Origin of the sequence: Burkholderia mayonis (assembly GCF_001523745.2) — a bacterium.
Classification (GTDB): Bacteria; Pseudomonadota; Gammaproteobacteria; order Burkholderiales; family Burkholderiaceae; genus Burkholderia; species Burkholderia mayonis.
The window spans coordinates 284,311-295,982 of sequence record NZ_CP013387.1 but is presented as its reverse complement, the minus strand read 5'-3'; the positions used below and the strand labels follow the sequence as shown (position 1 = coordinate 295,982).

Genomic DNA, 11,672 nt, shown 5'->3' with positions numbered 1-11,672 from the left:
CTCTTCCCGTCGATGTCGATAACGAATCGCGCGGCGCATCGCACCGCGTGCGAGGGCCTGCATCCTTTGTTTTGGATGCCTTGACGTTGTGACGCGTGCGCCGTGTCGCCGCCGCTCGTCGCGGCGGACGCGGCGCATTTCCCGAATGCAAGTGCCAACGGAGCAGGATCATGGCCAATACCACTCAAGCAGCCGCCGAAGGCGAGCTGGATCTTTCGACGGTCGCGATGCCGGACGGCGCGCGAATGCAGGCGTTTCCGCTGACAATGGCGTGGTGGGCGGTATGCAGCGCGGTGTTCTACATCGTCGTCGGCGCGACGCTCGCACTCGACTACGGCGCGCGCAACGCGCTGATCGGGATGGTGCTGTCGGTCGTCTCGTACGGATTGATCAACGCGGCGATGAGCCGCTATGCGATTCGCACCGGCCTGTCCGTCGCACTGTTCTCGCGCGTGCTGTTCGGCAGCGCGGGCGCCGCGCTCGCGACGCTGATCTTCTTTGCGACCGCGATCTACTACGCGGTGTTCGAAGGCTCGGTGATCGCGGTCGCCGCGCACGGCCTGATGCCGTCGCTCGACTATAAATGGGCCGCGTTGATCGTCGTCTGCTACAGCGTGCCGCTGATCTTCGGCAGCGTGCAGCACTGGCTCGACAAGTTCAATGGCGTGCTGCTGCCGTTCTATCTGTTCGGACTGCTCGCAGCCGTCGTGCTCGCGACGCATCGCTACGGCTACAACGCCGCATGGCTCGATTTCGGCCCCAAGGGCAGCGTGCCCGCCGACGGCTGGTGGAAATGCTTCGTCTACTACATGGGCGTATGGGTGCTGATGATGTTCACGTTCGACTACGCGCGCTTCGGCCGCCGGGAAGACGCGACCTATCACGGCCGCTGGAACTTCGGAATGCCGTTCTATCTCGTTACGTTCGTCGTCAACGGCGCGGCCGGCATCTATCTCGTCAGCACGATTCCGGGGCTCGGTACGCTATCCGAAGTATCGGTCGTCACCGCGCTGCTCAAGCTGATGGGCGTCTGGGGGCTGCTGTTCGTCTGGGTCACGCAATCGCGAATCAACACCGCGAACTACTATCTCGCGACCGTCAACATGCAGGCGTTCTTCCAGAAAGCCGCCGGGCTGCGCGCGCCGAAATACGTGTGGGCGCTCGTCGTCGGCGCTGTCGTCTACGCGCTGATGATGGCCGACGTCTTCTCGAAGCTGCTGCAGGCGCTCGCGTGGCAGGGCGTGTTCATCGTGGCGTGGGTCGGCGTCGCGCTCGCGCACATCCTGTCGACGCGCTACGAAGAACTGCTCGGCGGCGACATCGAATGCCGCGACACGCATGTGCCCGCGTTCAATCCGGGCGGGCTGACCGCGTGGTTCGCCGGCGTATTCGCCGGGATGATGCTGACGATGGCGTCGGGCTTCGTGCAATCGCTGTCCGCGCCGGCGACGTTCGCCGTATCGTGGATCGTCTATCGCGGCATGCTCGTGTCGGCGAAGCGGGCGTGGTTCGTGCGGGAGATGTGATGCTGCGCCGAGCGGCGGCGGCGCGGCCAGGCCGCGCCTAAAACGAGACGCCGCCGCCTTTCATGTCTGAACATTGAATGCTCGAATTCAGATCTCGATCAAAAAAAACGCTCACCGGGATACGTAAAATAAGCATCGACACGATATCGAGCGTCATTGCGTGGACAGTACGCATTCGTGAATGCGAGCGGGAAAAAGCCGGAACTTCGGCATCGAAAATGCGAACCAAGTAGATAAATGATTCGACGCTTGCGACCCACGATACCGACTCGCGCCGAACCGATGTCTCATTGGCTGGAACGACCCGGGGCACTGCTTTGATGAATCAGCCTGGCGACACACGGCAACGCTCGTTTGAACGTGTTCGTACGCTCTGCGCGATCATATGCGTCGCGCTCGCGAGCATCGCGGCGTCCATCATGCAACCCGCCGGGGCCGCGCAATCGGTCCATGACGCATCCGCCGCGCCTTCTTCGTCTTTATCCTCCGCTTCATCGACGCCTCACACTCGTGCGAGCGCATCGAGGACATCCGAATCGTCCGGCGCATCGGCTGCATCGGCTGCATCGGCTGCATCGGCTGCGTCGGCTGCATCGGCTGCATCGAACGCATCGGCCACATCCGAAACGCCCGCCGCATCCGCGCCCGCGCAAGGATCGGGCGCGCAGGCCACACAGCCCCGAGCGCTCACCGTCCCACCCGTGCCGCCGCTGTCCGAAGCCGAATCCGCGGACGTGACACGCCGCGCGCTCGCGCTGCGCACGGCGTTCGCGCAGGAAGTCACGCGACGCCTGAAAGTGCCGCTCGCCGAGCAGCGCGCGTATGGCGAGCGCCTGCAGCAGATGCTCGATGCGAACGGTCTGGGCGAACTGGCTCGTGAATACGTCGTGCTCGTCGATCGCGCCCGGAACGTGCAGGCAGCGTTCATCTACTTCCGCACGACGCGGAACAACGCATGGCAGATGATCGGCGCGTCGCCCGTCGCGACCGGGCTGCCCGGCCAGTACGACCATTTCGTGACACCGCTCGGCGTGTTCGAGCACACGCCGGCGAACATGGATTTCCGCGCGGAAGGCACGATGAACGACAACGGCATCCGCGGCTACGGGCAGCACGACATGCGCATCTACGATTTCGGCTGGGCGAACGCGGAGCGTGGCTGGGGCAAGGGCGGCGTGTCGCAGATGCGCTTCCAGATGCATGCGACGGACCCGGAATTTCTCGAGCCGCTGCTCGGCATTCGCCACTCGAAGGGATGCGTGCGGATTCCGGCGTCGCTGAATGTCTTCATCGATCAGCACGGCATCCTCGACGCCGAGTACGAAGCGCGCGCCGCCGGCGGCGAAGCGCCGTGGGTGCTGCGCGCGCATCGGCAAATCACGCCCTGGGCGGGCCGCTATCTCGTCGTCGTCGATTCGGAGCGCAAGACGCGTCCCGCATGGTCGCCCGCGCCGGGCAGGAAGGCGCATGCGAAAGTGCCGAAGGGCGGCGACACCGCGGATTGACGTGGCCACTCGCGGCCGGGCGCGAGCGCGAGCACGGGCGCGCGCGCCGTCACGCCGAATCGCAGCAATCGGATCGCACGCGATTTCGCCCGAACGAAGCCGCATGCATTCCAATCGCCCTTGCCTTTGTCAGCGGCTTGGCGCCACCGCGCCATCCGTCGTCGCCGGCGACGGTGCGCGACAATCGCCCGGCCCGGCGCCGAACCCGTCGAACGCCGCCTTCGCCCGATACTGCGCCTCCCACATGGCTCGATAGCGTCCATCGACCGCGATCAGCTCGTCGTGCCGCCCCTGCTGCACGAGCCGCCCGCCTTCGATCACGAGAATCCGGTCCGCGCCGACGATCGTCGACAGGCGATGCGCGATCACGACGACGGTCTTGTCCCGCACGAGCGCATCGATCGCACGCTGCACCGCCAGCTCGCTTTCGACGTCGAGCGCCGCGGTCGGCTCGTCGAGAATCACGATCGGCGCGTCCTTCAGCAATGCGCGCGCGATCGAGATGCGCTGGCGTTCGCCGCCCGACAGCCTGCCGCCGATCTCGCCGAGCCGCGTCTGCCAGCGCTGTGGCAGGCGTTCGATGAATTCGTGGCACTGCGCGGCGCGCGCCGCGGCTTCGACTTCCTCGTCGGTCGCGTCCGGCCGCGCCATGCGGATGTTCGCGAGCACCGTGTCGTCGAACAGATAGACGTCCTGAAACACGACTGAAATCAACGCATTCAGCGCCGTTTCCGGAATCTGCCGGATGTCGACGCCGCCGATCTCGATCGAGCCGCGCTGCGGATCGGCATGACGCAGCAGCAAGCGCGCGATCGTCGACTTGCCTGAACCCGACGGACCGACGAGCGCCGTCATCCCGTTCGCCGGCAGCGTTGCGCTGAAGCCGCCGAGCGCGTCGCCCGTCGCCCGCGCGTAACGGAACGACACGTCGTCGAAACGCAGCTCGAAGCGGGTCGGCACGCACGGCGGCTGCCGCGACGGCAGCGGCTCGATCGCGAGCAGCGCCTCGATGCGTTCCAGCGCGGCCTCGATCATCTCGACGACCGCCGTATAGCCGATCAACGTCGCCATCGGCTCGGAGAAACGCACGACGATCACCATCACAGCCGCGACGACCGGCAGTTCGAGCGTGCCCATCACCACCCACGTGACGGCCGCCGCGACGACGAGTTGCAGGCCGAGCTCGACGACGCTCGCGACGATGAGATTCGGCTTCGCACTCCTGCGATGCGCGGCCGTCTGCATATCGAGCAGTTTCGCGCAGCCGTGGGCGAGCGTCGACGCTTTCGCCGCGTCGCTGCATGCCGCGCGCAGCACCGGCAGCCCTTGCGTGAATTCGACGATGTCGGCGTTCAATCGACTGTGCGCGTCCGCGAGCGCGCGCATCCCGCGCCCGAGCGCCGGCCGGCGCCAGCGGTAAAGCGGCACGATCGCGGGGAACACGAGCAGCAGAATCAGGCCCATGCGCCAGTCGACGAACAGCGTGGCGAGCGCGACGACGCAAGGCGTAATGGTCGCGAGCGCGATCATGTTGACGATCGCGAGCGTGTAGTTGAGGTTCTCGTCGACGTTGCCGAGCAGCAGCGCGTTCATCTCGCCCGAGCGCTTGTCCTGCAGCAGGTCGAGCGGCATGTGGCGCAGTTGCTCGCCGATCCGCATGCGCAGCGCGTGCGTCGTGTACGCCATTCGCCCGTTGTATTCGAAGCCTTGCGCGCGCCAGCGCGCGCACGTCGCGAACGCCGCGATCAGCGTCATCGCAATCAGCCAGCCGAACGCCGACGCGGCCGGCCGCTCGTCGACGATCGCGGCGAACAGCGGAAACAGGCAGGCAAGCGCGAGTCCCTGCGCGGCCGCGGCGATGCACAGGCCGACGATGCTCGCGCGCAGCGCGCCTGCGTTCGGGCCCGCGACGCTCGTCAGTCGTCGATACGTCAGGCGCCACGATGCGGGACGCCGGGTTTCGGTCGATTCGTGTTTCATCGCGTGCGCTCCAGTTCGACGCCGGTCCGATTCTCTTGCGCGCCGCCGCGCAGCGCCCAGCGCTGCGCGCGTTCATGGCTGTCCCACAGCCGCGCGTAAACGCCTCGCATCGACAACAGCGCGTCGTGGCGGCCCGCTTCGACGAGCGCGCCCCGATCGAACACGAGAATCTGATCGGCATGACGAATCGTCGACAGGCGATGCGCGACCATGATCACCGTCTTGCCGCGCATCAGCTCGGACAGCGCGCGCATCAGCTCGGCCTCGTTCTCCGGATCGGAAAACGCGGTCGCCTCGTCGAGCACGAGGATCGGACGGTTCTGCAGGATCGCACGCGCGATCGTGATGCGCTGCCGCTGCCCGCCCGACAGGAATGCGCCGCGCTCGCCCGCGAGCGTGTCGTACCCGTTCGGCAAGCACATGATGAAGTCGTGCGCCTGCGCGGCCTTCGCTGCCGCGATCACGTCGTCCATCGTGCGGTTCGGCGAGCCGAGGCGGATGTTGTTCGCGATCGTGTCGGCGAACAGGAACGTGTCCTGGAACACGAACGCGAGCTGCGACATCAGCACGTCGGCCGTCATGTCGCGCACGTCGACGCCGCCGACGAGCACGCGCCCCGCATCGACGTCCCAGAAGCGCGGAATCAGCCGCGCGACGGTCGTCTTGCCCGCGCCCGACGGGCCGACGAGCGCGGTCGTCGAGCCCTGCGGGACGTGGAAGCTCACGTTGCGCAGCACGCGCGCGTTGTCGCTGTCGCTGTCGCTGTCTCCATCATCGTCATGGCCGGCATGGCGGCGGGCGGGCACGGTTCCCGGCTTCGCATCCGCGGGCGCGCCATAGCCGAAGCCGACGTTCTCGAACGTCACGCTCGCATCGGCCGGCGCGCGCCCATCGACGGGCATCGGCAGCGTCGGCAGCGCCATCGTCTGCTGAATCCGCGCGACGCTCAGCTTCGCCTTGTCGACCATGTGATTGAGCATCATCATCGGCATCATCGCTTCCGCCATCCCGGTGCCGACGAGCAGCACGGCGATCCACGCGCCGAAATCCGAGGCATCGCGCGCAATCAGCCACGCGCCGAGCCACAGCAGCACGAGCAGCGTCGGCAGCGGATTGAGCACCGCGAACGAGAAACGCGCGGAGAAACCCGCCTGCCGATACCAGCGCGTCAACACGTCGAGATATGCGTCGAGCGCGTGCTGAAAACGGCCGAACGTCGAATAGCCGGCGTCGAACGTCCGCACGACAGGCATCGCCTGCACGAACTCGATGACGGCCGCGCTCACTCGCTCGCGCGCGTCGTTGTACAGCCGGCTCATCTCGACGGCGTTGCGCATCGCGAGCGTCAGCACGCCGAATCCGATCGCCATCACCGCGGCCGCGCCGGCGGCGAGCCGCCAGTCGAGCCACAGCAGCACGACGAGCGTGCACGCCGGCCCGACGAACGCGCGCGCATAGAGCGGCGTGCTGTCGGCGACGAAAATGTGAAGCGCCTTCACGTCGTCGTGGATGACCTTCGACAGCGCGCCCGCACCGACCTGCTGCAGCGTGCCGAGCGACACGCGCGTCAGGCGATCCGCCAGATCGCTGCGCAGGAACTTTTCGAGGCGGAATGCCGCGTAGTGCGATTGGCTGAACGCGCCCAGCCGCAGAAAATAGCTGCCGACGAGGCACAGGACGGCGCCTGCGACCGGCCACGCCGGCCAGACATGCGGCCGCTCGACGAGCTGCCGGACCGTCCATGCGAGCGACAGCAGGAATGCGACGTTCAGCAGCGTCGCGAGCGACGAGACGACCATCGCGAAACGGATTTGCGCCCGCACCGGGCGCATGATGCTCCACGGGTTTGGGCGGGCATCCGCGCGTCTTCGGCGCTCTGAATGGACGGCTTCGGTCGGTGGTTCGGACATGGCAATTCCTCGTGAGCCCGGCAGCGGGCGGAGCTAAGTGGCATCGAAGCGGCGCGCCCACGTGCGCGCGCGACGATTTGCAACGGCATGCGACGACGCACGGCGATCGGCGCAGTGCCGCACGATGACGAACCCCGACGCAGGCGATGCGCGACGGCGCGCGATGAACGCGCGACAACGCACGGCACGCCACGACAACACGCAACGACGCACGCGGCCTGCGCCGACGAAACACACTACGCGCGGCACGCAGCCGCGCTCATCGCTTGCGACGCGGCGAGCCATACGGCCGGCCGCGTCGCGCACGGTCAATAATCGAACGCAACCGTCACGCCGACCGTGCGTCCGAGTCCGACCTGCGCGAGATTGCCTGTCGGCGCACGGAACGCATACGTGCGGTAGTCGCGGTTCGTCAGGTTCTGCGCATAGAGCGTAAGCTCGACGTCGCGGCGCGGACGCCAGCCGAGTGACGCGTCGACCAGCGCATAGCCGCCCTGGCGCAATTTGTTCGCGACGTCGAAGTACTGCGCGCCGAGCCAGCGCACCGCGACACGCGGCCGGACCGTGCCGGCCAGCGTCGGCACTTCGCCGCCGACGTTCAGCGTGAAGCCGTAGCGAGGCGCGAACGGAACGTCGTTGCCCGAGCACGTGGCGCAGCCGAACGGATCGGTGTAGCTGCGGAACGTCGCGTGGTTGACGAAGCCGTCGAGCCCGGCCTTCCAGCCTCGCGCGATACCCCATTCGACACCGAACTCGACGCCCGTCGAGCGCGTGTCGCCAACGTTGCGCAGCGACTGATAGCCGAGTGAATCGCTGCTGTAGAGCTGGGCATTGCGGATGTCGATCCGATAGAGCGCGACGCTGCCGCGCAGTGACCGCCCGTCATAGCGCGCGCCGAGCTCATAGCTGACCGCACGCTCCGGACCGTAGCCCTGCGCATCCGCGAGGCTCGACGGCGCGAGATTGAAGCCGCCCGGCTTATAGCCTTGCGACACGTTCGCATAGACGCGCCACGCCGGATCGATCTGATAGCCGGCGGACACTTTGCCGAGAATCCGGTTGCCGGCCGCGCCGTTCACGCCGGCGAAAGGCGCATACGTCGACGCGGACGCCATCGCGGCGCCGGCGAACTGCGTCCACGCCTGATCGCGTGACGCCCGCAGGCCGGCCGACAGATCGAGCGCGTCCGTCACGTGCCAGGTGACGTCGCCGTACGCGGCGAGCGACTTGCTCTCGTTGCTCGATGCGGTCGTCGACAGATTGACGACCGACGGAATCACCATGTCGTTGACGTACGTGCGCGACTGATGCACGTCCTGCCGATAGAGGCCGAACACCGCGTCCCAGCGCCGGCCGGGCGCGTGCGTCGCGAGCCGCAGTTCCTGCACGTTCTGCCGCCAGTCCTCCGGCTGCTGCGTGAAATACTGGAGAAACGGAAAGCGCCGCTCGATGTCGACCGTCTGCCAGGCGGAAATCGCGGACAGACGCCACTGGCCGAAATCGTAGCGCCCGGACAGCGCATAGCTGTTCCCGCAGCGGCGCATGTACGACTCCGCATATTGCGCGGGCAGCCGCGGATCGATGTCAGCGGTGCGGCTGCCGATGTCGTCGAAGGGCACATAGATGTCCTGCGTCGCCTTCGCGCAATCGCGCCCGACCGACACGTTCACTTCCCACGGTGCGCCGGAAGGCGCGAGTCGCAGCTTCGCGCTGCCGGCGAACGAGCGTGATCCGCCCTGATGATTCGCGCCGCTGGCCGGATTGCGCAGGTCGCCGGGCGCGTCGACGTGCGCGAGCGACACCGCGCCGTACAGCAAGTCCTTGACGATCGGCCCCGCGACCTCCGCCTGCTCGACGTTGCCGCCGCGGCTCGAGACGCCCGCCCGCAGATGCACGCGCGGCGTGTTGTCGGGCGGCAGCGTGACGATGTTCAGCACGCCGCCTTCCGCGCTCTTGCCATACAGCGTGCCTTGCGGACCCTTGAGCAACTCGACGCGATCGACGCTGAGGAGCGTCTGCGACGAAAACGTCGGCAATTGCGGCACGCCGTCGACATACACGGTCAACGCCGGGTTGTAGAAATCCTGTGCGGACGAGATGCCGCGCAGGCCGATCATCGGAAACAGCATCGAGCCGCCGCTCGTGATCTGCACGCCGGGCAGCACCCGCGCGAGATCGAGTGTGTTCGCGACCTGCGCATCGTCGAGCGCCGGCTGTTCGACGACGACCGCCGCGCCGTTGAGCGTCGCGAGCGGCTGATCGCGTTTGCTCGCGGTGACGGTCACGGCGGACAGCTCGCCGGCCGCCGTCACGCCGGACGCCGCGCCGGCCCCGGCCGGACCGCTGCCCGACGGCTTCGCCGACGGCGTGCCGGCGGCGCTTGCATGAGCGACGCTCGACAAAGGAATGAGGGAAATCGCGACTGCCATCGCAAAGGCGTTCGACGCCGGGAGCCTGCCCCGCCAGGCTCGCTGATACCGCATCACACACACTCCTTGTTGATCTCGAAAGACGGCCGGGCGGACTCATCGTGCAATCGTGCGTCACGAAGAAATCCTGTCTCGCCGTGGGCGCGCGCCATGGCGAGACGAGACCGTCGCGCGCCCGAAGGGCGCGAGAAGCCGCCGAGACAGACTGACTCTCCGGAACGAGCAGATTGTCTCGACGGCGGCGACTGGAATTGCAATAATGATAACAATTCTCATTTACATTTCTACCCCGATCGGGTCGACTTCTACCCCAATCGGTATGCCGCGCGGAGACGATCACCGATGCCTTCTTCCAGTTCTACGCTTGCGAAACCCGAAGTCGCGATATCGACGCTGCTCGCCGATCCGACGCCGCCCGCCGAGTCCGCGCCCGATTGCCGGCTGCTCAGAGTCGCGCTGCAAGACGGCATCGATGTGCTCGTCTGGCAAGGCGCGCTGCGGCAGCCGATCTCGATGAATATCCGCGACGACTGGGGCCGCGTTCATTTCTGCTGCGCGCTGCAAGGTCGCTCGCGCTTCTCGATCGACGCCGGCAGCAGCGAAACCGAGCACGTGCTGTCGGCGGGCACGGGATGCATCAGCTACACACCGGATTGCAGCGGCCGCGCAATGCATTCGGGCCAGATCGAAAGCGTGACTGTGTCGATCCGGCCGGATCTCGTGCGTGAGCTCGCACCCGATCTCGACGCGGCGCTCGAGCGCAAGCTCGATTCGGCGCGCTGCTGCGCGCCGTGCCGGTGCGACGCGGAGATGCGCGCGACCGCGCAATCGTTGAGCCACGCGCTGCAGGACAGGCATCGGTGCGCGCACGGCCGCGCGGGCCGCCCGTCGATGTGGCTGCTCGGACAGAGCCTCGCGCTCGCGAGCCTCGTGATCGAAGCGCACGGCGACGCCGCGCCGCATGCGTGGCCGCTGCCGGCGGCGGAGCGGCAGAAACTGCTGCGCGCGCGGGATCTTCTGCTCGCGGACCTGAGCCGCGCGCCGACGATCGCGATGCTCGCGAAGGAAACGGGGCTCAGCGTGCTCAAGCTCAAGCGCGGGTTCCGGCAGTTGTTCGATCACAGCGTCTACGGTCTCTTCCAGCAAGAGCGAATGCACGAAGCGCGCCGCCGGCTGTCGAGCGCCGACATGCCGGTGATGACCGTCGCCGCCGACATGGGCTACGCGAACGCGAGCCACTTCACGGCGGCGTTCCAGAAGCAGTTCGGCGTCAATCCCTCGGCGTTCAAGCAGCGTCGCTGACGATCGGTTCGGCGGCGTTCGGGCTTTTCGCGACGTTCTCTTTCGCGGCGCGGCCCGTCCGCGCCCGCACGCGCTTTTCGCCGCCCTTGCCCGCCTTGCTCGCCCGGCGCGGATGCATCGCCATCCGTGCCGGGCGAGCCCTATTGGAGCGGCGGCAAGATACCGATGCGAGCGGAAATAAATCCGTTTCGGGTAGAGCTTCTAAACAACAATGCTTATCGTTCACAGTCATAAGAGGCACCGCAAATCGAGGCAGCGTGCGTCGCACAGCGCCGCTGCACTCGGGGCAGGCAGATGACGGATCGCAGATCCGTCAACGGTTCTTTCAGGCAACCGCGAATCGATTGCGCGTCTCGCCCGAAACCGTTCGACGCATCGTCTGTCCCGAGTCTTGCCGCTTGCGTGGCGTTACCGACGAGGGACTCATGAACGACTTCATCGACACCCGCTCCTGGCCGCTCGTGTACCTGCACATGCCTGCGCAGGTTCCCGATACGGAAGCGGACGCGCGGCTCGCGCAGTTCAAGGCGCTGTACACGCGCGCCGAGCCGTTCGTGCTGCTGATGGACGGCGAGGAATTGCCGCGTCATTCGCCGCGCTTCGTATCCGCCTACGTTCAATGGAGTCGCGACAACGTCGCGCAGCAGCGGCTTTGCGCCGGCGCGATCCGCATCGAGGCGGACGTCGCGCGGCGGCGCGCCTACGCAGAGAAAGCCCGCGCGTGGGATCGCGCCGAGCACGCGCCCTATCCGTTCCGCATCGCCGCGACGCACATCGAAGCGCGCGCGCAGGCGCAAGCCTGGCTCGAGCAGCGCAGCGGCCGCGCACGCACGTCGGCCGCGACGCGCGGCGCGCGCCGAAGTCCTTAGCGACGCGCGCGGGAACGCTGCGCCGATCGAACCGGCACGCGGCGTCGCGCATCGCACACGCCGCTGCCGCCGTCGCTCCGCGTCGCGTGCGCATGCCGCCGCCACTCATCCAATGACCGACGACCGCACGACGCATCGCGCCATCGCCCGC

8 protein-coding genes are annotated in these 11,672 nt (G+C 67.2%); 4 read left to right on the top strand and 4 right to left on the bottom strand.

Annotated elements, in window-relative coordinates; translation table 11 throughout:
* Window positions 1-170 precede the first annotated feature (170 nt).
* Together WS70_RS19905 and WS70_RS19895 are read left to right on the top strand one after the other, a co-directional pair.
* Window positions 171-1,526, top strand: coding sequence for a purine-cytosine permease family protein (locus WS70_RS19905; protein WP_059598590.1), 1,356 nt, complete (start codon window positions 171-173; stop codon window positions 1,524-1,526).
* 320 nt (window positions 1,527-1,846) lie between these two features.
* Window positions 1,847-3,031 carry a hypothetical protein gene (locus tag WS70_RS19895; RefSeq protein ID WP_226382925.1) on the top strand — a complete coding sequence of 395 codons (1,185 nt, stop codon included), beginning with the start codon at window positions 1,847-1,849 and terminating at the stop codon, window positions 3,029-3,031.
* Between the two features lie 129 nt (window positions 3,032-3,160).
* Here the strand turns inward: WS70_RS19895 and WS70_RS19890 are convergent, their stop codons facing one another.
* The 3 genes from WS70_RS19890 to WS70_RS19875 form a co-directional block, all read right to left on the bottom strand.
* Complete coding sequence (locus WS70_RS19890) at window positions 3,161-5,011, bottom strand: ABC transporter ATP-binding protein (RefSeq protein WP_059469828.1); 1,851 nt, start codon at window positions 5,009-5,011, stop codon at window positions 3,161-3,163.
* Entirely contained in the window at window positions 5,008-6,843 is a 1,836-nt protein-coding gene (locus WS70_RS19885; RefSeq protein ID WP_059598588.1) for an ABC transporter ATP-binding protein, read from the bottom strand. The genes WS70_RS19890 and WS70_RS19885 overlap by 4 nt, the downstream gene beginning before the upstream one ends.
* A gap of 386 nt (window positions 6,844-7,229) precedes the next feature.
* On the bottom strand, window positions 7,230-9,350 hold the full coding sequence (locus tag WS70_RS19875) for a TonB-dependent receptor (RefSeq protein ID WP_082715974.1): 2,121 nt from the start codon (window positions 9,348-9,350) through the stop codon (window positions 7,230-7,232).
* A gap of 342 nt (window positions 9,351-9,692) precedes the next feature.
* On the opposite strand from WS70_RS19875, the gene WS70_RS19870 reads away from it, so the two are divergent.
* A complete protein-coding gene (locus WS70_RS19870) occupies window positions 9,693-10,652 on the top strand; it encodes a helix-turn-helix transcriptional regulator (RefSeq protein ID WP_059469825.1) in 960 nt (319 codons plus the stop codon).
* On the opposite strand, the gene WS70_RS31700 is transcribed toward WS70_RS19870, so the two are convergent.
* On the bottom strand, window positions 10,636-10,884 hold the full coding sequence (locus tag WS70_RS31700; protein ID WP_159082931.1) for a hypothetical protein: 249 nt from the start codon (window positions 10,882-10,884) through the stop codon (window positions 10,636-10,638). The two genes, WS70_RS19870 and WS70_RS31700, sit on opposite strands and share 17 nt — an antisense overlap.
* Window positions 10,885-11,077: 193 nt before the next feature.
* Here WS70_RS31700 and WS70_RS19865 point away from each other — a divergent pair, with 193 nt between their 5' ends.
* Window positions 11,078-11,521 (top strand): hypothetical protein, encoded by a 444-nt coding sequence (locus WS70_RS19865; protein WP_059598151.1) that lies wholly within the window; start codon window positions 11,078-11,080, stop codon window positions 11,519-11,521.
* The last annotated feature ends 151 nt before the right edge of the window (window positions 11,522-11,672 follow it).